A 20,008-nucleotide genomic window follows, 5' to 3' on the forward strand; every position below is an offset into this window, starting at 1 on the left:
GTGTGTCAGGCATGTAAATGTCGACTGACACGACGCCTTCGCGAGCAAGCCCGCTCCCACATTCATTTCAGCGTGCTTGAATTTGGCGATTCTGTCATGGCGTTCTAAGACTAAGGTCGTCTGGAAGCCGGCTCGCAGCCGCATAGAGTGGATACCGTTCCAACAATAATCTGTGCTGCGAGGATAAAAACAATGAACGACAGCATTTACCTCTCGATTCAAAACAGCCCGCGATTCAAGGAGCTGGTTAGCAAGAGGGAGCGATTCGCCTGGATTCTTTCGGCGATCATGCTAGGGCTTTACGCAGGATTCATCCTTCTGATCGCTTACGGGCCGCAGGTTCTGGGGTCGAAAATCAGCCCTGATTCCTCGATTACCTGGGGCATCCCGATCGGTGTCGGGCTGATTGTTTCGGCCTTCATCCTGACCGGCATCTATGTACGACGCGCCAACGGCGAATTCGACGACCTGAACAATGCGATTCTCAAGGAGGCTCAGCAATGATCCGGCGTCTAATGGCTCTTTTGAGCATCGCAGCGTTCGCACCTGGCGCCTGGGCGGCTGACGCCCTGACCGGCGAGGTCCAGAAACAACCGCTCAACGTGGCCGCGATCCTGATGTTCGTCGCTTTCGTGGGCGCGACCCTGTGCATCACCTACTGGGCTTCCAAACGCAACAAGTCGGCAGCCGACTACTATGCGGCGGGCGGCAAGATCACCGGTTTCCAGAATGGTCTGGCAATCGCCGGTGACTACATGTCCGCGGCGTCCTTCCTGGGTATTTCCGCGCTGGTTTTCACCTCCGGCTACGACGGCCTGATCTACTCGATCGGCTTCCTGGTGGGCTGGCCGATCATTCTGTTCCTGATCGCCGAGCGCCTGCGTAACCTGGGTAAATACACCTTTGCCGACGTGGCGTCCTATCGCCTGGGCCAGACCCAGATCCGCTCGCTGTCCGCCTGCGGTTCCCTGGTCGTGGTGGCGTTCTACCTGATCGCGCAAATGGTTGGTGCCGGCAAGCTGATCCAGCTGCTGTTCGGTCTGGATTACCACGTTGCGGTGATCCTGGTTGGCATCCTGATGTGCATGTACGTGCTGTTCGGCGGCATGCTGGCGACCACCTGGGTACAGATCATCAAGGCAGTCCTGTTGCTGTCCGGCGCTTCGTTCATGGCGCTGATGGTGATGAAGCACGTCAACTTCGACTTCAGCATGCTGTTCTCCGAAGCGGTCAAGGTTCATCCTAAAGGTGAAGCGATCATGAGTCCTGGCGGTCTGGTGAAAGACCCGATCTCCGCGTTCTCCCTGGGCCTGGCACTGATGTTCGGTACCGCTGGCCTGCCGCACATCCTGATGCGCTTCTTCACCGTGAGTGACGCAAAAGAAGCTCGCAAGAGCGTGCTGTACGCAACCGGCTTCATTGGTTACTTCTACATCCTGACCTTCATCATTGGTTTCGGCGCGATTCTGCTCGTCAGCACCAACCCGGCCTTCAAGGATGCCGCTGGCGCCCTGATCGGTGGTAACAACATGGCGGCGGTGCACCTGGCCGATGCGGTAGGTGGCAGCATTTTCCTGGGCTTCATCTCCGCGGTAGCCTTCGCGACCATTCTGGCGGTGGTTGCCGGTCTGACCCTGGCCGGCGCGTCGGCGGTGTCCCACGACCTGTACGCCAGTGTCGTGAAGAAGGGCAAGGCCAACGAGAAGGATGAGATTCGCGTCTCGAAAATCACCACCATCGCTCTGGCGGTGCTGGCGATTGCCCTGGGCATCCTGTTCGAAAGCCAGAACATCGCGTTCATGGTGGGCTTGGCCTTCTCTATCGCGGCAAGCTGCAACTTCCCGGTGCTGCTGCTTTCCATGTACTGGAAAAAGCTGACCACCCGCGGCGCGATGATCGGTGGCTGGATGGGGCTGATCAGTGCCGTGGGCCTGATGATCCTCGGTCCAACCATCTGGGTGCAGATCCTGCATCACGAGAAGGCGATCTTCCCGTACGAGTACCCGGCGCTGTTCTCGATGATCATTGCCTTCATCGGCATCTGGTTCTTCTCGATCACCGACAAGTCGACTGCGGCCGACAACGAGCGGGCGCTGTTCTTCCCGCAATTCGTTCGCTCGCAGACCGGTCTTGGGGCGAGTGGGGCGGTTTCGCACTAAAAGCAGTTACAAGCTGCAAGTTTCAAGCGGCAAGCAAATGCCCCGGTCGAGAGATTGGGGCATTTTTATTGGGCGGTTATCGCACTGAATCTAAATAATGGCGAGCTGCTGATGTATCGCGGGCAAATGTAGGAGCTGCCGAAGGCTGCGATCTTTTGATCTTGCTTCCATGAGGGAAGATCAAAAGATCGCAGCCTCGTTGCACTCGACAGCTCCTGCAGGAGGAGGGGAGGAAGGGGATTGAATCGGGGGTAAACAAAAACGGCCTCTATGGGGATAGAGGCCGTTTCCGGTCCAACTCAACACGCTACAGCAAGATGAATCTTACTTGCGGTCTTCCAGCTTGGTGATGTCACGCGACTCGTAGCCGGTGTACAGCTGGCGTGGACGGCCGATCTTGTACGGGCTGGAGAGCATTTCTTTCCAGTGGGAGATCCAGCCGACGGTCCGCGCCAGGGCGAAGATCACGGTGAACATGCTGGTTGGAATGCCGATCGCCTTGAGGATGATCCCCGAGTAGAAGTCGACGTTCGGGTACAGCGAGCGCTCGATGAAGTACGGGTCGGTCAGGGCGATCTCTTCCAGGCGCATGGCCAGTTCGAGTTGCGGATCGTTCTGGATGCCCAGTTCCTTCAGCACTTCGTCACAGGTCTGCTTCATGACGGTAGCGCGTGGGTCGCGGTTCTTGTAAACGCGGTGACCGAAGCCCATCAGCTTGAACGGATCGTTCTTGTCCTTGGCCTTGGCGATGAACTTGTCGATGTTCGAAACATCGCCTATTTCATCGAGCATGGTCAGAACGGCTTCGTTGGCGCCGCCGTGGGCAGGGCCCCACAGTGCAGCGATACCGGCGGCGATACAGGCGAACGGGTTGGCACCCGAGGAGCCCGCCAGGCGTACGGTGGAAGTCGATGCGTTCTGCTCGTGGTCGGCGTGGAGGATGAAGATCCGGTCCATGGCCTTGGCGAGCACCGGGCTGATCGGTTTGATCTCGCACGGGGTGTTGAACATCATGTGCAGGAAGTTTTCCGCGTACGACAGGTCGTTGCGCGGGTACATCATGGGTTGACCCATGGAGTACTTGTAAACCATCGCTGCCAGGGTCGGCATCTTGGCAACCAGACGGATCGCGGAGATTTCGCGATGCTGCGGGTTATTGATGTCCAGGGAGTCGTGGTAGAAGGCCGAAAGGGCGCCGACTACACCGCACATCACGGCCATCGGGTGAGCGTCGCGGCGGAAGCCGTTGAAGAAAGTCTTCAGCTGCTCGTGAACCATGGTGTGGTTCTTGACGGTGCTGACGAACTGGGCCTTCTGTTCCGCTGTCGGCAGTTCGCCGTTGAGCAGCAGGTAGCAGGTTTCCAGGTAGTCCGACTTCTCGGCCAACTGCTCGATCGGGTAACCGCGATGCAGCAGGATGCCGTTGTCACCATCAATATAGGTGATCTTCGACTCGCAGGAGGCGGTCGACATGAAACCAGGGTCAAAGGTGAAGCGGCCCGTGGCCGTCAGGCTCCGAACATCGATAACATCGGGACCAACGGTGCCGGTTAAAATGGGCAGCTCGACGGGGGCTGCGCCCTCGATGATCAACTGCGCTTTTTTGTCAGCCATGTGGCCTCCTATTCATGCTTGAAATCATCAGACAGACCCCCCACGCAGGGCCCGCACCACTATAGTGAGATAAATTCGAATGTCAATTTGCCTAAAGTCTTGCTCCAGAAGGCTTTAACCGTACTTTTTTCTCGAAATTGCCCGCCATTTACGCCTTTTATACGAGTTGCGCAATGCGCCGTATTGGGAAGGTATGTCCGTTGTCATTAGTAGCCTAACTGTCTATACTCGGCCACCGACCGCCAAGGGCTTTTGGGCTTGCTTTATTGGGGGTCGCCTCCCTGGGTGGTGGTTACCTGACCAGTGCACTCCCCAACAACTTTGCCCTGATTGTTAGGGGCTCTTCAGTGTGAAAAAAAAGCCGTGAAAAGCCAACGACCTGTAAACCTAGACCTAAGGACCATCAAACTCCCAGTCACTGCTTACACGTCCATTCTTCACCGTATCTCCGGTGTCATCCTCTTCGTGTGCCTTGCCATCATGCTTTACGCATTGGACAAGTCGCTGAGCTCCGAGGAAGGCTTCGGTCAGGTGAAAGCGTGTCTGACCAGTCCGCTAGCCAAGCTAGTGATTTGGGGCATCCTGTCCGCTCTGCTGTATCACCTGGTAGCCGGTGTGCGCCATTTGATCATGGACATGGGCATTGGCGAGACGCTGGAAGGCGGCAAGCTGGGCTCGAAAATCGTTATCGCCGTTTCCGTGGTGGTAATCGTTCTGGCAGGAGTTTGGATATGGTAACTAACGTCACGAACCTGTCGCGTTCGGGCCTCTATGACTGGATGGCGCAACGCGTTTCTGCGGTCGTTCTCGCGGCTTACTTCATTTTCCTGATCGGATACATCGTCGCCCACCCGGGCCTCGAGTACGCCCAATGGCATGAACTGTTCGCCAGCAACTGGATGCGTATCTTCAGCCTTCTGGCCCTTGTTGCCCTCGGCGCTCACGCCTGGGTCGGCATGTGGACCATCGCGACCGACTACCTGACGCCAATGGCGTTCGGCAAGTCCGCGACCGCTGTACGTTTCCTCTTCCAGGCAGTATGCGGCGTTGCGATGTTCGCTTACTTCGTCTGGGGTGTGCAGATTCTCTGGGGTATCTGAGTCATGGCTAACATTCCAACGATTTCTTTCGACGCCATCATCATTGGTGGCGGCGGCGCCGGCATGCGCGCAGCGCTGCAGCTGGCACAGGGCGGTCACAAGACTGCCGTGATCACCAAGGTGTTCCCGACCCGTTCGCACACCGTATCGGCTCAGGGCGGCATCACTTGCGCCATCGCTTCCGCGGATCCGAACGATGACTGGCGCTGGCACATGTACGATACCGTCAAGGGTTCCGACTACATCGGTGACCAGGACGCTATCGAATACATGTGTCAGGAAGGCCCGGCCGCAGTTTTCGAACTGGACCACATGGGTCTGCCGTTCTCCCGTACCGAAACCGGCCGTATCTACCAGCGTCCGTTCGGCGGTCAGTCCAAGGACTACGGTAAAGGCGGCCAGGCTGCCCGTACCTGCGCGGCATCCGACCGTACCGGTCACGCGCTGCTGCACACCCTTTATCAGGGCAACCTGAAAGCCGGTACCACGTTCCTGAACGAGTACTACGCTGTGGACCTGGTGAAGAACGACGACGGCGCGTTCGTCGGCGTTATCGCCATCTGCATCGAAACCGGTGAAACCTCCTACATCCGTTCGAAAGCCACCGTGCTGGCGACCGGCGGTGCAGGCCGTATCTACGCTTCGACCACCAACGCCCTGATCAACACCGGTGACGGCGTCGGCATGGCTCTGCGTGCGGGCGTTCCGGTACAAGACATCGAAATGTGGCAGTTCCACCCGACCGGCATCGCCGGCGCCGGTGTACTGGTAACCGAAGGTTGCCGTGGTGAAGGTGGTTACCTGATCAACAAGCACGGCGAGCGTTTCATGGAGCGTTATGCTCCGAACGCCAAAGACCTGGCGGGTCGTGACGTTGTTGCCCGTTCGATGGTTAAAGAAATCATCGCCGGCAACGGCTGCGGTCCGAATGGCGACCACGTAATGCTCAAACTCGACCACCTGGGCGAGGAAGTGCTGCACAGCCGTCTGCCAGGCATCTGCGAACTGTCCAAGACTTTCGCACACGTTGACCCGGTTGTTGCTCCGGTTCCGGTCGTTCCGACTTGCCACTACATGATGGGCGGCGTTGCCACCAACATTCATGGCCAGGCGATCACCCAGGACGCCGAAGGCGTGGACACCATCATCCCGGGCCTGTTCGCCGTAGGCGAAGTGGCTTGCGTATCGGTACACGGTGCCAACCGTCTGGGCGGCAACTCGCTGCTCGACCTGGTGGTATTCGGCCGTGCTGCCGGCCTGCACCTGGAGAAGGCGCTGACCGACGGTATCGACTACGACGACGCTACCGAAGCCAACATCAACACCGCTCTGGCCCGTCTGTCCGCCCTGAACGGCCGTACCGATGGCGAAGACGTGGCAACTCTGCGTCGCGAGCTGCAAAGCTGCATGCAGAACTACTTCGGTGTATTCCGTACCGGCGAATACATGCAGAAGGGTATTGCTCAACTGGCCGAGCTGCGTCAGCGCATCGCCAACGTCAAGATCAACGACAAGTCGCAGGCGTTCAACACCGCGCGTATCGAAGCTCTTGAGCTGCAAAACCTGCTGGAAGTGGCTGAAGCTACCGCCATCGCTGCCGAAGTACGTAAAGAGTCCCGCGGTGCTCACGCCCGTGAAGACTTCGAAGACCGTGACGACGAAAACTGGCTGTGCCACACCCTGTACTTCCCGGGTGAGAAACGCGTTGCCAAGCGTGCCGTGAACTTCTCGCCGAAGACTGTTCCGACTTTCGAACCTAAAGTCCGGACTTATTAAGGGTGACCGCCATGTTGCAAGTCAGTGTTTATCGCTACAACCCTGATGTGGACGCTGCGCCGTTCATGCAGGATTTCCAGGTCGATACCGGTGGTAAGGACCTGATGGTGCTGGACGTGCTCGCGCTGATCAAAGAGCAGGACGAAGGTTTCTCCTATCGTCGTTCCTGCCGTGAAGGCGTTTGCGGCTCCGACGGCATGAACATCAACGGCAAGAACGGCCTGGCGTGCATCACGCCGCTGTCCGCTGTTGTAAAAGGTAACAAGTTGATCGTTCGTCCTCTGCCAGGTTTGCCGGTTATCCGTGACCTGGTCGTCGATATGAGCATCTTCTACAAGCAATACGAGAAGGTGAAGCCATTCCTGCAGAACGACACGCCGGCTCCGGCCATCGAGCGTCTGCAGTCCCCTGAAGAGCGTGAAAAGCTCGACGGTCTGTACGAGTGCATCCTGTGCGCCTGCTGCTCGACCTCGTGCCCGTCCTTCTGGTGGAACCCGGACAAGTTCCTGGGCCCAGCTGCCCTGCTGCAAGCGTACCGCTTCCTGGCAGACAGCCGTGACACCAAGACTTCCGAGCGTCTGGCTTCGCTGGATGACCCGTTCAGCGTATTCCGCTGCCGCGGGATCATGAACTGCGTCAACGTATGTCCGAAAGGCCTGAACCCGACTAAGGCCATCGGTCACATCCGTAACATGCTGCTCTCCAGCGGCGTGTGATTCAGCTGTAAAAGGCAGTACCGCTGTACCCGTGGAACGCTGCGGCGCAGGCTTCAACCGGCGCCGTAGCTTTAACCTGAGCAGTAGCCCAAAAGGCTGCGGCTCTTATTTTGAAGAAATGAGACAAGCAGGGGCATCCGGGCTGGTACCCGGACTATCAGCGTGATCCTAAGTGGCTTGTTTTGGTCGCTGCATTCGGACTTCTGCAAGTTTGCTCGGTGTCGACGCCGGTGGTGTTCCCCTAACCGAGGGTGACCAAGCATGCAAGAAAGCGTGATGCAGCGCATGTGGAACAGCGCCTACCTTTCCGGAGGTAACGCTGCCTATGTGGAAGAGCTTTATGAGCTCTACCTGCACGACCCTAACGCTGTGCCAGAAGAGTGGCGCACCTACTTCCAGAAGTTGCCTTCCGATAGCAACTCTGCCACCGATGTTTCGCACTCCACAATTCGCGATCATTTCGTGTTGCTGGCAAAGAACCAGCGCCGCGCCCAGCCGGTTTCCGCCGCAAGCGTGAGCACTGAGCACGAGAAGAAGCAAGTTGAAGTGCTGCGATTGATCCAGGCCTACCGTATGCGTGGCCACCAGGCAGCCAAGCTTGACCCGCTTGGACTGTGGCAGCGCACTGCACCCGCAGACCTGTCGATCAATCATTACGGCTTGACCAATGCCGATCTTGATACGACCTTCCGTGCCGGCGACCTGTTCATCGGCAAAGAGGAAGCGAGCCTACGCGAAATTCACGAAGCGTTGCAGCAGACATATTGCCGCACCATCGGCGCTGAATTCACGCACATCACCGATTCGCAGCAGCGCCAGTGGTTCCAGCAGCGTCTGGAAAGCGTACGCGGCCGTCCGACCTATTCGGCGGACATCAAGGGCCACCTGCTCGAGCGCGTAACTGCCGGTGAAGGCCTGGAAAAATACCTGGGCACCAAATACCCGGGCACCAAGCGTTTCGGTCTGGAAGGCGGCGAAAGCCTGATTCCGATGCTCGACGAACTGATCCAGCGTTCCGGTTCCTACGGCACCAAGGAAGTCGTCATCGGCATGGCCCACCGTGGCCGTCTGAACGTTCTGGTCAACACCTTCGGCAAGAACCCGCGTGAGCTGTTCGACGAGTTCGAAGGCAAGAAGCAGGTCGAGCTGGGTTCCGGTGACGTGAAATACCACCAGGGCTTCTCGTCCAACGTGATGACCACCGGCGGTGAAGTTCACCTGGCCATGGCGTTCAACCCGTCCCACCTGGAAATCGTTTCCCCGGTGGTCGAGGGTTCGGTTCGCGCCCGTCAGGACCGTCGCAACGATCAGACCGGTGAGAAGGTTCTGCCAATCTCCATCCACGGTGACGCGGCATTCGCCGGTCAAGGCGTGGTGATGGAAACCTTCCAGATGTCGCAGACCCGCGGTTTCAAGACCGGCGGTACCGTGCACATCGTGATCAACAACCAGGTTGGTTTCACCATCAGCAACCCGCTGGACTCGCGTTCCACCGAGTATGCCACCGACGTCGCGAAGATGATCCAGGCGCCGATCCTCCATGTGAATGGTGATGATCCGGAAGCCGTACTGTTCGTGACCCAGCTGGCCATCGATTACCGCATGCAGTTCAAGCGTGACGTCGTGATCGACCTGGTCTGCTACCGTCGTCGCGGCCACAACGAAGCGGACGAGCCTAGCGGCACCCAGCCTCTGATGTATCAGCAGATCACCAAGCAGCGCACTACCCGTGAGCTGTATGCCGATCAGCTGACCCAGAGCGGTGTGATGGACGCAGAGCGTGTTCAGGCGAAAGTCGATGAATACCGCAATGCGCTGGACAACGGTCTGCACGTAGTGAAGAGCCTGGTCAAGGAACCGAACAAAGAGCTGTTCGTTGACTGGCGTCCGTATCTGGGCCACGCCTGGACTGCGCGTCACGACACTCGCTTCGATCTCAAGACCCTGCAGGAACTGTCCGCCAAGCTGCTGGAAGTTCCGGAAGGCTTCGTGGTTCAGCGTCAGGTCGCCAAGATCTACGAAGACCGTCAGAAGATGCAAGCCGGTGGCCTGCCGATCAACTGGGGTTACGCCGAAACCATGGCGTACGCGACCCTGGCGTTCGAAGGTCACCCGATCCGCATGACCGGTCAGGACATCGGCCGCGGTACGTTCTCGCACCGTCACGCTGTTCTGCACAACCAGAAAGATGCCAGCACCTACGTTCCGCTGAAGAACCTGTACGACGGTCAGCCGCGCTTCGACCTGTACGACTCGTTCCTGTCGGAAGAAGCCGTACTGGCCTTCGAATACGGCTACTCGACCACCACGCCGAACGCGCTGGTGATCTGGGAAGCCCAGTTCGGTGACTTCGCCAACGGTGCACAGGTCGTGATCGACCAGTTCATCACCAGCGGCGAGCACAAGTGGGGTCGTCTCTGCGGTCTGACCATGTTGCTGCCACACGGCTACGAAGGTCAGGGCCCTGAGCACTCCTCGGCGCGTCTGGAGCGTTACCTGCAGCTGTGCGCCGAGCACAACATTCAGGTGTGCATGCCGACGACGCCGGCTCAGATCTACCACTTGCTGCGCCGTCAGGTGATTCGCCCGCTGCGCAAGCCACTGGTAGTCCTGACTCCGAAGTCGCTGCTGCGCCACAAGCTGGCCATCTCGACTCTGGAAGATCTGGCCGAAGGTTCGTTCCAGACCGTTATCCCGGAAATCGATGCACTGGACCCGGCAAAGGTCGAGCGCGTTGTTCTGTGTAGCGGCAAGGTCTACTACGACCTGCTGGAAAAACGTCGTGCCGAAGGCCGTGACGATATCGCCATCGTGCGTATCGAGCAGCTGTACCCATTCCCTGAGGACGACCTGAAGGAAGTCCTGGCTCCTTACACCAACGCCAAGCATGCCGTCTGGTGTCAGGAAGAGCCGATGAACCAGGGTGCCTGGTACTGCAGCCAACACCACCTGCGTCGTAGCGTCGCCAACCTCAACAAGTCTCTAGTACTCGAGTACGCGGGCCGTGAGGCTTCCGCCGCACCTGCATGTGGTTACGCATCGATGCACGCCGAGCAGCAGGAAAAACTGCTGCAAGACGCCTTTACTGTTTAACGCCTTCGCGCACCTGAAACCGAATTTAAGGAACCACAGACAATGGCTATCGAGATCAAAGCCCCCACTTTCCCGGAATCGGTTGCCGACGGCACCGTTGCCACCTGGCACAAGAAGCCGGGCGAAGCCGTCAAGCGTGACGACCTGATCGTCGACATCGAAACCGACAAAGTCGTTCTGGAAGTACTGGCGACTGCCGACGGCGTGCTGGGCGCAATTGTCAAGAACGAAGGCGACACCGTTCTGTCCGACGAAGTGCTGGGCTCGATCGTTGAAGGTGGCGCTGCCGCCGCAGCACCTGCTGCTGCTCCAGCCGCCGCTCAGGCTGCTGCTCCTGCTGCCGACGGCGAAGACGATCCTGTCGCTGCACCGGCTGCCCGCAAGCTGGCTGAAGAAAACGGTATCAACATCGCTTCCGTTGCCGGTACCGGCAAAGGCGGTCGCGTGACCAAGGAAGACGTGGTTGCAGCCGTTGCCGCCAAGAAAGCCGCTCCAGCTGCCGCGCCTGCCAAGGCTGCTGCTCCTGCTGCTGCCGCTCCGGTATTCGCTGCCGGTGACCGCGTTGAAAAACGCGTTCCGATGACCCGTCTGCGTGCCAAGGTTGCCGAGCGTCTGGTTGAAGCTCAATCGAACATGGCGATGCTGACCACTTTCAACGAAGTGGACATGACCGAAGTCATGGCTCTGCGTTCGAAGTACAAGGACCTGTTCGAGAAGTCCCACAACGGCGTGCGCCTGGGCTTCATGTCGTTCTTCGTGAAAGCGGCCACCGAAGCTCTGAAGCGCTTCCCGGCTGTCAACGCGTCGATCGACGGTGCCGACATCGTTTACCACGGCTACGCCGACATCGGTGTTGCCGTGTCCAGCGACCGCGGTCTGGTTGTACCGGTTCTGCGTAACGCCGAACTGATGAGCCTGGCTGAAATCGAAGGCGGCATCGCGACTTTCGGCAAGAAAGCCCGTGACGGCAAGCTGTCGATGGAAGAAATGACCGGTGGTACTTTCACCATCACCAACGGCGGCACTTTCGGTTCGATGATGTCGACTCCGATCGTCAACCCGCCGCAAGCCGCAATCCTGGGCATGCACAACATCATCCAGCGTCCTATGGCCGTCAACGGCCAGGTCGTTATCCGTCCGATGATGTACCTGGCACTGTCCTACGATCACCGTCTGATCGATGGCAAAGAAGCTGTAACCTTCCTGGTGACCATCAAGAACCTGCTGGAAGATCCGGCTCGTCTGTTGCTGGATATCTAAAGAGCAGCTGCAAGCTCCAGGCTCCAAGCCACAAGCTCACTCGAGCCGGCTTGCAGCTTGAGGCTTGCGGCTTCTGGCTTTATTGCTAAAGAGGATTTTTTGAATGTCGCAAAAATTTGACGTAGTAGTGATCGGTGCGGGCCCTGGCGGCTACGTAGCTGCCATCAAGGCTGCCCAACTGGGTCTGTCCACCGCCTGCATCGAGAAGTACACCGACGGCGAGGGCAAGCTGGCCCTGGGCGGTACCTGCCTGAACGTCGGCTGCATTCCATCCAAGGCGCTGCTGGACAGCTCCTGGAAGTACAAGGAAGCCAAAGAAAGCTTCAACGTACACGGCATCTCCACCGGCGAAGTCAAAATGGACGTCGCTGCGATGGTTGGCCGCAAGGCTGGCATCGTCAAGAACCTGACCGGCGGTGTTGCCACCCTGTTCAAGGCCAACGGCGTTACTTCGATCCAGGGCCACGGCAAACTGCTGGCCGGCAAGAAAGTCGAAGTCACCAAGCCAGACGGTTCGGTTGAAGTCATCGAAGCCGAAAACGTGATCCTGGCCTCCGGCTCGCGTCCGATCGACATCCCGCCTGCTCCTGTTGACCAGAAAGTCATCGTCGACTCCACCGGCGCTCTGGAATTCCAGACCGTGCCTAAGCGTCTGGGCGTGATCGGCGCTGGCGTGATCGGCCTGGAACTGGGTTCCGTATGGTCGCGTCTGGGTGCAGAAGTGACCGTCCTGGAAGCCCTGGACACCTTCCTGATGGCAGCGGACACCGCTGTTTCCAAGGAAGCGCTGAAAACCCTGACCAAACAGGGTCTGGACATCAAGCTGGGCGCTCGTGTGACCGGCTCGAAAGTGAACGGCGAAGAAGTCGTCGTCAACTACACCGATGCCAACGGCGAACAGACCATCACTTTCGACAAGCTGATCGTAGCCGTTGGTCGCCGTCCGGTGACCACTGATCTGCTGGCTGCCGACAGCGGCGTGACCATCGACGAGCGTGGTTTCGTGTTCGTCGACGACCACTGCGCGACCAGCGTACCGGGCGTTTACGCCATCGGTGACGTGGTTCGCGGCATGATGCTGGCGCACAAGGCGTCGGAAGAAGGCATCATGGTTGTCGAGCGCATCAAGGGTCACAAGGCCCAGATGAACTATGACCTGATCCCTTCGGTTATTTATACTCACCCGGAAATCGCGTGGGTCGGTAAAACCGAACAGGCCTTGAAAGCTGAAGGCGTTGAAGTTAACGTCGGCACCTTCCCGTTCGCAGCATCCGGTCGTGCAATGGCCGCCAACGATACCGGTGGTTTCGTCAAGGTCATCGCCGATGCCAAGACTGACCGCGTATTGGGCGTTCACGTCATTGGCCCGAGCGCCGCAGAACTGGTTCAGCAAGGCGCGATCGCGATGGAATTCGGCACCAGCGCTGAAGACCTGGGCATGATGGTTTTCTCCCATCCGACCCTGTCCGAAGCCTTGCACGAAGCAGCTTTGGCAGTGAATGGCGGCGCCATCCACGTTGCCAACCGCAAGAAGCGTTAAGACACAATAAGAAACCACGGCGGTATCGGCCCGTCGTGAGCCTTGCGTGCAAGACTCACCGCGGAATGTCCGCTGGACGCAGTCTTGCGTAGCCGCACCGGGTATCCGGAAACGCTACGCAAGCAGCAGTCACAGGTGGTGCGGCACTGATTCTGGTGCAGCACCGAATGCGCAGTACCTAACGAAGACGGTAATAAGCATGAATCTTCACGAGTATCAGGGTAAGCAGCTGTTCGCTGAGTACGGCCTGCCAGTATCCAAAGGCTACGCGGTAGACACCCCGGAAGCAGCAGCAGAAGCTTGCGACAAAATCGGCGGCAGCGAGTGGGTTGTCAAAGCCCAGGTCCACGCTGGTGGTCGCGGTAAAGCGGGCGGCGTAAAGCTGGTTCGCAACAAAGAAGACGCAAAAGCCTTCGCACAGCAGTGGCTGGGCAAGCGTCTGGTGACTTACCAGACTGACGCCAATGGTCAGCCAGTCACCAAGATCCTGGTTGAATCGTGCACTGATATCGCTAAAGAGCTGTACCTGGGCGCTGTCGTAGACCGTTCGAGCCGTCGCATCGTGTTCATGGCTTCCACCGAAGGTGGCGTGGACATCGAGAAAATCGCTCACGACACTCCAGAAAAAATTCTGAAAGCCACTATCGATCCACTGGTTGGCGCTCAGCCATTCCAGGGTCGTGAGCTGGCTTTCCAGCTGGGTCTGGAAGGCAAGCAAGTTGCCCAGTTCGCCAAGATCTTCACAGGTCTGGCCAAACTGTTCCAGGATCACGATCTGGCCCTGCTGGAAGTGAACCCGCTGGTGATCAAGGCTGACGGCGATCTGCACTGCCTGGACGCCAAGATCAACATCGACGCCAACGCCATGTACCGTCAGCCTAAGCTGAAGACTTTCCACGATCCGTCCCAGGACGATCCGCGCGAAGCGCACGCTGCCAAGTTCGAACTGAACTACGTAGCGCTGGAAGGCAACATCGGTTGCATGGTCAACGGTGCTGGCCTGGCCATGGGTACCATGGACATCGTCAACCTGCACGGCGGCAAGCCAGCCAACTTCCTCGACGTGGGCGGCGGTGCTACCAAAGAACGCGTTACCGAAGCATTCAAGATCATTCTGTCCGACACCAACGTCGCTGCAGTACTGGTTAACATCTTCGGCGGCATCGTTCGTTGCGACATGATTGCCGAAGGCATCATCGGTGCAGTGAAAGAAGTCGGCGTGAAAATCCCGGTTGTTGTTCGTCTTGAAGGCAACAACGCTGAACTGGGCGCTAAAGTACTGGCAGAAAGCGGTTTGAACATCATCGCTGCTACCAGCCTGACCGACGCTGCTCAACAAGTCGTTAAAGCTGCGGAGGGCAAGTAATGAGCGTCCTGATCAATAAAGACACCAAAGTTATCTGCCAGGGTATTACCGGTTCGCAGGGTAGCTTCCACACCCAGCAAGCCATCGAGTACGGCACCAAGATGGTGGGTGGTGTAACTCCAGGCAAAGGCGGCACCGAGCACCTGGGTCTGCCAGTGTTCAACACCGTGAAAGACGCCGTAGCTGCCACTGGCGCCACCGCCAGCGTGATCTACGTTCCGGCTCCTTTCTGCAAGGACTCGATCCTGGAAGCTGCTTTCGGCGGCATCAAGCTGATCGTCTGCATCACCGAAGGCATTCCTACCCTGGACATGCTGGACGCGAAAGTTAAGTGCGACGAGCTGGGTGTTACCCTGATCGGCCCTAACTGCCCAGGCGTGATCACTCCAGGCGAATGCAAGATCGGCATCATGCCAGGTCACATTCACTTGCCAGGCAAGGTCGGTATCGTTTCCCGTTCCGGCACCCTGACCTACGAAGCTGTCAAGCAGACGACTGACGCCGGTTTCGGTCAGTCGACTTGCGTCGGCATCGGTGGTGACCCGATCCCGGGTTCGAACTTCATCGACATCCTGAAGCTGTTCCAGGAAGACCCGAAGACCGAAGCGATCGTGATGATCGGTGAGATCGGCGGTTCGGCTGAAGAAGAAGCGGCTGCCTACATCAAGGCAAACGTGACCAAGCCGGTTGTTTCCTACATCGCTGGTGTGACTGCTCCTCCGGGCAAGCGCATGGGCCATGCTGGCGCAATCATCTCTGGCGGCAAAGGCACTGCAGACGAGAAATTCGCTGCTCTGCAAGACGCAGGCGTAAAAACCGTGCGTTCGCTGGCAGACATCGGCAAGGCCCTGGCCGAGCTGACTGGTTGGGAAGTCAAGTAAGCCTCCGGCTTAGCTGACTCTTCACCAAAACAAAGGCCACCTTCGGGTGGCTTTTGTCGTTTAGGGGCAGCTGCAGGCTTCGAGCTGCAAGCTGCAAGAGAAACCAATGCGACCTGGCTCATAGCTTGAAGCTTGAAGCTTGAAGCTTGAAGCTTGAAGCTTGAGGCTTAAGACTTGAATCTATCTTTTTGCGACCAAAAAATGTCGTAGATCGGAATGTTTGCCCTGCAACAGTGCGTTTTTCAGCCAAATTCGTTAGGCTACGCGCCATTTTTGCGTCCGCCGCCCACAAGGCAGCTACGCGCTAAAGGGTCAGTCCCATACGGACCGACAGCATTTCCCTCACCCATAAGGGAAACCCCTCTCTAAATTCCGATTCAGTAGTGTGGTATTTCCTTAATGAAAGTGTTGAAAGGCCAGGACATCCTGGCACTTGGTTTTATGACGTTTGCCCTGTTCGTCGGGGCCGGCAACATCATCTTCCCGCCGATCGTCGGTTTGCAGTCCGGCCCTAACGTCTGGATGGCGGCGCTGGGCTTTCTGGTCACGGCGGTAGGTCTGCCGGTGGTCACTGTGGTCGCGCTGGCCAAGGTCGGGGGCGCCATGGATGCCTTGAGCAGCCCGATCGGCAAAGTCGCTGGTGGTCTGCTGGCCGCGGCCTGCTACCTGGCTGTTGGTCCGCTGTTCGCCACGCCGCGTACCGCGACCGTGTCTTTCGAAGTGGGTCTGGCGCCGCTGACGGGCGAAAGCCCGCTGGCGCTGTTCCTGTACAGCTCGGTGTATTTCCTGCTGGTGTTCTTCATCTCGCTCTACCCGGGCCGCCTGCTGGACACCGTGGGGCGCTTCCTCGCGCCACTGAAGATCATTGCCCTGGCGGTATTGGGCATCGCGGCATTCGCCTTGCCGGCGGGTGACATCGGTCAGGCAACCCCTGAATATGTCGCCGCACCGTTCTCCCAGGGTTTCATCAATGGTTACCTGACCATGGATACCCTTGGCGCACTGGTGTTCGGCATCGTGATCGTCAACGCCATCCGCTCCCGTGGCGTTGAGTCGCCCGCGCTGATCACTCGTTACGCGATCATTGCCGGTCTGATTGCCGGCGTGGGCCTGGCGCTGGTGTACATCAGCCTGTTCCGCCTGGGTTCGGGCAGCCATGAAGTGGCCGTCGGCGCGACCAACGGCGCGGCGGTATTGCACGCTTATGTGCAGCACACCTTCGGATCGCTCGGCAGCGGTTTCCTCGCGGTGCTGATCTCCCTGGCGTGCCTGGTGACGGCAGTAGGCCTGACCTGCGCCTGCGCCGAATATTTCAGCCGCGTACTGCCACTGTCCTACAAGACCCTGGTGATCATCCTCGCCGCGTTCTCCCTGCTGGTTTCCAACCTGGGCCTGACCAAGCTGATTGCGTTCTCGATCCCCGTCCTGACCGCGATCTACCCGCCGTGCATCGCCCTGGTCGCCTTGAGCTTCTGCAAGGACTTCTGGCATGAGCAGAGCCGTATCATCGGCCCGGTGATGCTGGTGTCGTTCCTGTTCGGTCTGATCGACGCACTCAAGGGCGCGGGTCTGGCGGACTGGATGCCGGCGCAACTGGCTCACCTGCCGCTGAGCGAGCAGGGCCTGGCGTGGCTGGTGCCGTCGGTGATGACCCTGGTGGTCGCGGTGGTCTGCGACCGCCTGCTGGGCAAGCGCGCCGAAGCGCTGGCTTAAGCTTCATCGGCCCGTCACGAGCGGGCCGATCTGGCAAAAAAGAAAATGCCCCGTATCAATCGATACGGGGCATTTTTTTGCTTCACGCCAATCTATTGTGGGAGCGGGCTTGCTCGCGAAGAGGGCATGACATTCAATGGCAATGTTGACTGACACACCGCTTTCGCGAGCAAGTCGAATCGTCGCACCGCCCCTCCCACAGGGGTACGGTTTCCTCCTGCACATCACAAGGAACTGCATGTCGTTCATCCAAGCCAACCTGATTCACATTCTTGCCGCGCTCTGGTTCGTCATCTGCTGGGGCGGCTACACCCGTTATGCGACCTGGAAGGGCCGCGACACCGCCTGCCTGGCCAGTGTGCTGCATCTGTATCGCGAAGACTGGATGCGCCGCATGCTTTTGCGTGACAACCGCATCGCCGATGCCAGTGTGATCGGCAATCTGGAGCGCAACGCTTCCTTCTTCGCTTCCAGCACCCTGATTATCCTGGCCGGCATCCTGACGGTGCTGGGCTCGTCCGAACGCGCGGTGTCGCTGTTGGCGGATATTCCGATGGTCCAGCAAGCCTCCCAGGGCATGTCGGAAATCAAGTTGCTCTGCTTGGCACTGGTGTTCGTCTATGCCTTCTTCACCTTCAGTTGGTGCATGCGTCAGTACAACTTTGCCGCGATCCTGGTGGGCTCGGCGCCGATGGCCGGTGAGCGCCATGTCTCGGAACTGGAGCGCAAGGCCTTTGCCAACCGCGCTGCGCGGGTCATCTCCATGGCGGCCAACCAGTTCAACTTCGGCCTGCGTTCCTATTACTTCGGCATGAGCATGCTGGCCTGGTTCGTCAGCCCCTGGTTGTTCATGTTGATGAGCGCCGGCGTGGTGTTCGTGCTGTATCGCCGCGAGTTTCATTCCGACGTGCTCGACGTGATGGTCTATACCCCTACAGAGGCGCCGTTGCCCGAGGTCAATAAAGAGGCCGCTTGATGAGTATTCCGTTCTGGTGTGTGTTTATCAGTGCCTTGTTGATCTACGTGGCGCGCATGCCCGTGACCAAGGCCATGAAAGAGCAGGGTGGTTACAACAATCACCTGCCGCGTCAGCAGCAGGGGCAACTTACCGGGTTTGGCGCCCGGGCGCTGGCGGCACACCAGAACAGTATCGAGGCGTTCATCCTGTTTGCGGTGGGTGTCCTGATGGCGCATACCACTCAGACGGCAGGCTGGCTCATTGATTTGATCGCCATCATCTTTGTCGTCGCGCGAATTATCTACTTGTTGTGCTATTGGAAAGATCTGGCGTGGCAACGAAGCCTGGTGTGGCTGGTGGGCTTAGTCTGTTCGTTACTGCTGATGATTAGTCCGACTTTTCGAACGATTTTGCTTTAAGCCCGGATGTCGGAAGAAATCGCAGGCAAAAGAAAACCCGCACTTGGCGGGTTTTCTTTTATCACGCTAAAAACCGGATTAGTTCTTAGGTGCTTCCGGCGCGGCTTCTTTTGCCGCTGCTTCGTTCGATTCAGCCTGAGCTTTGGCGGCTTCGGCGTTTTCTTTCGCCGCGTCGTTCACTTTATCCTGAGCTTCGTTCATTTTTTCCTGGGCTTGCTCAGCATGTTGATTGGCATCTTGAGCTTTGTCCTCGGATTTTTTATCGCAGGCAGCGAGACCGAGGGAAGCGGTCAACATCAAGGCAATAGCTAAAGTCTTACGCATGGGGTGTTTCTCCTGATGGAAAATAACTACTGGCCTTTCGAGCACGGCCACAGGTGTTAAGTTCCTCAAATGCTTCAGATATATAAGTTTGTTCTAATGCGGAACTTTTACGCGAACGGCTACTTCATTCCGTAACTATTCAACAAGAGCTTTATCAGATGGCCGAAAACCCTATTTTTGAGCGCGCAATTCGCTTCATGTCAGCTTTGCGCCATTGTCAGGTCCTCGGGTTGCGAGTTCACAGCGCCAGTAACGAAGGACTGACCGTAGTTCTTCCTTATAGCCAGCAGATCGTTGGAAACCCGAGTACCGGAGTGATCCACGGTGGCGCCATTACCACGCTGATGGACACCGCCTGTGGCATGTCCACGCTTTGTGTACTGCCGGAGTTCGAAGTCTGCCCGACCCTCGACCTGCGCATCGACTACATGCACGCCGCCGAACCCCATAAGGATGTGTACGGTTTCGCCCAATGCTACCGGGTCACTACCGACGTGATCTTTGCCCGCGGTTTTGCCTATCAGGACGACCCCGGACAGCCCATCGCCCATGTCGTAGGCACGTTCATGCGCATGGGCAAAGGCATCAAGGGTACCAAGGGTTTTGGCGGTGCCATCGCCGGAGGTGCGAAATGACAGACGGTTTCCAGGATCAACTGCAAAAAGCCCATGAGCAGGGCGACTACAGCGCGCTGTTGCAACTGATTCCCTACGCCACGCTGATCGGCGTCGAATGCTCGCGGGTGGGCGATGAACTGCTGTTTCGCCTGCCGGCCAACAAGGACAACATCGGCAACCCGCTGCTGCCCGCGATCCATGGCGGCGTGATTGCCGGTTTCATGGAGCTGGCCGCCGCGCTGCACCTGCTGATTACCACCGGCTCGCCCGGGGTGCCGAAAATCATCGATTTCTCCCTCGATTACCTGCGTGCCGGACAGTTCCGCGATACCTGGGCCCGATGCCAGGTGTGCCGCCAGGGGCGTCGGGTAGGCAACGTGGCGATTACCGCCTGGCAAAGCACCGAAGGCGAGCCCATTGCCACCGCCCGGGCGCATTTCAAACTGGAGGAGCCCTTGAAATCCTGAATGCA

18 protein-coding genes are annotated in these 20,008 nt (G+C 58.3%); 16 read left to right on the forward strand and 2 right to left on the reverse strand.

Translation table 11 applies throughout. The features are described 5' to 3' along the window. The first annotated feature begins 192 nt into the window (after positions 1-192). A complete protein-coding gene (locus HNO86_RS22460) occupies positions 193-504 on the forward strand; it encodes a DUF485 domain-containing protein (protein WP_175379126.1) in 312 nt (103 codons plus the stop codon). Further along, positions 501-2,159, forward strand: coding sequence for a cation acetate symporter (locus HNO86_RS22465; RefSeq protein ID WP_175379127.1), 1,659 nt, complete (start codon positions 501-503; stop codon positions 2,157-2,159). The genes HNO86_RS22460 and HNO86_RS22465 overlap by 4 nt, the downstream gene beginning before the upstream one ends. A gap of 324 nt (positions 2,160-2,483) precedes the next feature. Here the strand turns inward: HNO86_RS22465 and gltA are convergent, their stop codons facing one another. Next, positions 2,484-3,773: a citrate synthase gene (gene gltA / locus HNO86_RS22470; RefSeq protein ID WP_110964314.1), complete on the reverse strand. Its 1,290-nt coding sequence runs from the start codon at positions 3,771-3,773 to the stop codon at positions 2,484-2,486. 363 nt (positions 3,774-4,136) lie between these two features. Here gltA and sdhC point away from each other — a divergent pair, with 363 nt between their 5' ends. The 12 genes from sdhC to HNO86_RS22530 all read left to right on the forward strand — a co-directional run bounded on the left by sdhC (position 4,137) and on the right by HNO86_RS22530 (position 18,595). Next, the gene (gene sdhC / locus HNO86_RS22475) at positions 4,137-4,511 is read left to right on the forward strand and encodes a succinate dehydrogenase, cytochrome b556 subunit (RefSeq protein ID WP_016773673.1); all 375 of its coding nucleotides are present in this window, start codon (positions 4,137-4,139) and stop codon (positions 4,509-4,511) included. Further along, positions 4,505-4,873 (forward strand): succinate dehydrogenase, hydrophobic membrane anchor protein, encoded by a 369-nt coding sequence (gene sdhD, locus HNO86_RS22480; RefSeq protein WP_175379128.1) that lies wholly within the window; start codon positions 4,505-4,507, stop codon positions 4,871-4,873. The genes sdhC and sdhD overlap by 7 nt, the downstream gene beginning before the upstream one ends. A gap of 3 nt (positions 4,874-4,876) precedes the next feature. Beyond that, positions 4,877-6,649: a succinate dehydrogenase flavoprotein subunit gene (sdhA, locus tag HNO86_RS22485; protein ID WP_175379129.1), complete on the forward strand. Its 1,773-nt coding sequence runs from the start codon at positions 4,877-4,879 to the stop codon at positions 6,647-6,649. Positions 6,650-6,660: 11 nt separating this feature from the next. Continuing rightward, a complete protein-coding gene (locus HNO86_RS22490) occupies positions 6,661-7,365 on the forward strand; it encodes a succinate dehydrogenase iron-sulfur subunit (protein ID WP_175379130.1) in 705 nt (234 codons plus the stop codon). A gap of 261 nt (positions 7,366-7,626) precedes the next feature. Then, on the forward strand, positions 7,627-10,458 hold the full coding sequence (locus HNO86_RS22495) for a 2-oxoglutarate dehydrogenase E1 component (protein ID WP_175379131.1): 2,832 nt from the start codon (positions 7,627-7,629) through the stop codon (positions 10,456-10,458). Positions 10,459-10,500: 42 nt separating this feature from the next. Continuing rightward, a complete protein-coding gene (gene odhB, locus HNO86_RS22500) occupies positions 10,501-11,718 on the forward strand; it encodes a 2-oxoglutarate dehydrogenase complex dihydrolipoyllysine-residue succinyltransferase (protein ID WP_175379132.1) in 1,218 nt (405 codons plus the stop codon). Between the two features lie 103 nt (positions 11,719-11,821). Further along, positions 11,822-13,258: a dihydrolipoyl dehydrogenase gene (lpdA, locus tag HNO86_RS22505; protein WP_175379133.1), complete on the forward strand. Its 1,437-nt coding sequence runs from the start codon at positions 11,822-11,824 to the stop codon at positions 13,256-13,258. Positions 13,259-13,457: 199 nt separating this feature from the next. Further along, positions 13,458-14,624, forward strand: coding sequence for an ADP-forming succinate--CoA ligase subunit beta (gene sucC / locus HNO86_RS22510; RefSeq protein ID WP_175379134.1), 1,167 nt, complete (start codon positions 13,458-13,460; stop codon positions 14,622-14,624). After that, entirely contained in the window at positions 14,624-15,505 is an 882-nt protein-coding gene (sucD, locus tag HNO86_RS22515; RefSeq protein ID WP_085723285.1) for a succinate--CoA ligase subunit alpha, read from the forward strand. The genes sucC and sucD overlap by 1 nt, the downstream gene beginning before the upstream one ends. Positions 15,506-15,904: 399 nt before the next feature. After that, entirely contained in the window at positions 15,905-17,218 is a 1,314-nt protein-coding gene (brnQ, locus tag HNO86_RS22520; protein WP_175379135.1) for a branched-chain amino acid transport system II carrier protein, read from the forward strand. Between the two features lie 238 nt (positions 17,219-17,456). Beyond that, positions 17,457-18,194, forward strand: coding sequence for a DUF599 domain-containing protein (locus HNO86_RS22525; protein WP_175379136.1), 738 nt, complete (start codon positions 17,457-17,459; stop codon positions 18,192-18,194). After that, a complete protein-coding gene (locus HNO86_RS22530) occupies positions 18,194-18,595 on the forward strand; it encodes an MAPEG family protein (protein WP_175379137.1) in 402 nt (133 codons plus the stop codon). The genes HNO86_RS22525 and HNO86_RS22530 overlap by 1 nt, the downstream gene beginning before the upstream one ends. Positions 18,596-18,673: 78 nt before the next feature. On the opposite strand, the gene HNO86_RS22535 is transcribed toward HNO86_RS22530, so the two are convergent. Beyond that, on the reverse strand, positions 18,674-18,919 hold the full coding sequence (locus HNO86_RS22535; protein WP_175379138.1) for a hypothetical protein: 246 nt from the start codon (positions 18,917-18,919) through the stop codon (positions 18,674-18,676). 158 nt (positions 18,920-19,077) lie between these two features. On the opposite strand from HNO86_RS22535, the gene HNO86_RS22540 reads away from it, so the two are divergent. Then, positions 19,078-19,554 carry a PaaI family thioesterase gene (locus tag HNO86_RS22540; protein ID WP_175379139.1) on the forward strand — a complete coding sequence of 159 codons (477 nt, stop codon included), beginning with the start codon at positions 19,078-19,080 and terminating at the stop codon, positions 19,552-19,554. Beyond that, the gene (locus tag HNO86_RS22545) at positions 19,551-20,003 is read left to right on the forward strand and encodes a PaaI family thioesterase (protein ID WP_175379140.1); all 453 of its coding nucleotides are present in this window, start codon (positions 19,551-19,553) and stop codon (positions 20,001-20,003) included. Before HNO86_RS22540 ends, HNO86_RS22545 begins: the two co-directional genes overlap by 4 nt. The last annotated feature ends 5 nt before the right edge of the window (positions 20,004-20,008 follow it).

It is taken from the genome of Pseudomonas sp. C1C7 (genome assembly GCF_013359595.1).
Taxonomy (GTDB): domain Bacteria; phylum Pseudomonadota; class Gammaproteobacteria; order Pseudomonadales; family Pseudomonadaceae; genus Aquipseudomonas.

Coding starts and splice junctions, on each gene's coding strand:
- HNO86_RS22460 (WP_175379126.1), top strand. CDS start 193: ATGAACGACAGCATTTACCTCTCGATTCAAAACAGCCCGCGATTCAAG.
- HNO86_RS22465 (WP_175379127.1), top strand. CDS start 501: ATGATCCGGCGTCTAATGGCTCTTTTGAGCATCGCAGCGTTCGCACCT.
- gltA (WP_110964314.1), bottom strand. CDS start 3,773: ATGGCTGACAAAAAAGCGCAGTTGATCATCGAGGGCGCAGCCCCCGTC.
- sdhD (WP_175379128.1), top strand. CDS start 4,505: ATGGTAACTAACGTCACGAACCTGTCGCGTTCGGGCCTCTATGACTGG.
- sdhA (WP_175379129.1), top strand. CDS start 4,877: ATGGCTAACATTCCAACGATTTCTTTCGACGCCATCATCATTGGTGGC.
- HNO86_RS22490 (WP_175379130.1), top strand. CDS start 6,661: ATGTTGCAAGTCAGTGTTTATCGCTACAACCCTGATGTGGACGCTGCG.
- HNO86_RS22495 (WP_175379131.1), top strand. CDS start 7,627: ATGCAAGAAAGCGTGATGCAGCGCATGTGGAACAGCGCCTACCTTTCC.
- odhB (WP_175379132.1), top strand. CDS start 10,501: ATGGCTATCGAGATCAAAGCCCCCACTTTCCCGGAATCGGTTGCCGAC.
- lpdA (WP_175379133.1), top strand. CDS start 11,822: ATGTCGCAAAAATTTGACGTAGTAGTGATCGGTGCGGGCCCTGGCGGC.
- sucC (WP_175379134.1), top strand. CDS start 13,458: ATGAATCTTCACGAGTATCAGGGTAAGCAGCTGTTCGCTGAGTACGGC.
- sucD (WP_085723285.1), top strand. CDS start 14,624: ATGAGCGTCCTGATCAATAAAGACACCAAAGTTATCTGCCAGGGTATT.
- brnQ (WP_175379135.1), top strand. CDS start 15,905: ATGAAAGTGTTGAAAGGCCAGGACATCCTGGCACTTGGTTTTATGACG.
- HNO86_RS22525 (WP_175379136.1), top strand. CDS start 17,457: ATGTCGTTCATCCAAGCCAACCTGATTCACATTCTTGCCGCGCTCTGG.
- HNO86_RS22530 (WP_175379137.1), top strand. CDS start 18,194: ATGAGTATTCCGTTCTGGTGTGTGTTTATCAGTGCCTTGTTGATCTAC.
- HNO86_RS22535 (WP_175379138.1), bottom strand. CDS start 18,919: ATGCGTAAGACTTTAGCTATTGCCTTGATGTTGACCGCTTCCCTCGGT.
- HNO86_RS22540 (WP_175379139.1), top strand. CDS start 19,078: ATGGCCGAAAACCCTATTTTTGAGCGCGCAATTCGCTTCATGTCAGCT.
- HNO86_RS22545 (WP_175379140.1), top strand. CDS start 19,551: ATGACAGACGGTTTCCAGGATCAACTGCAAAAAGCCCATGAGCAGGGC.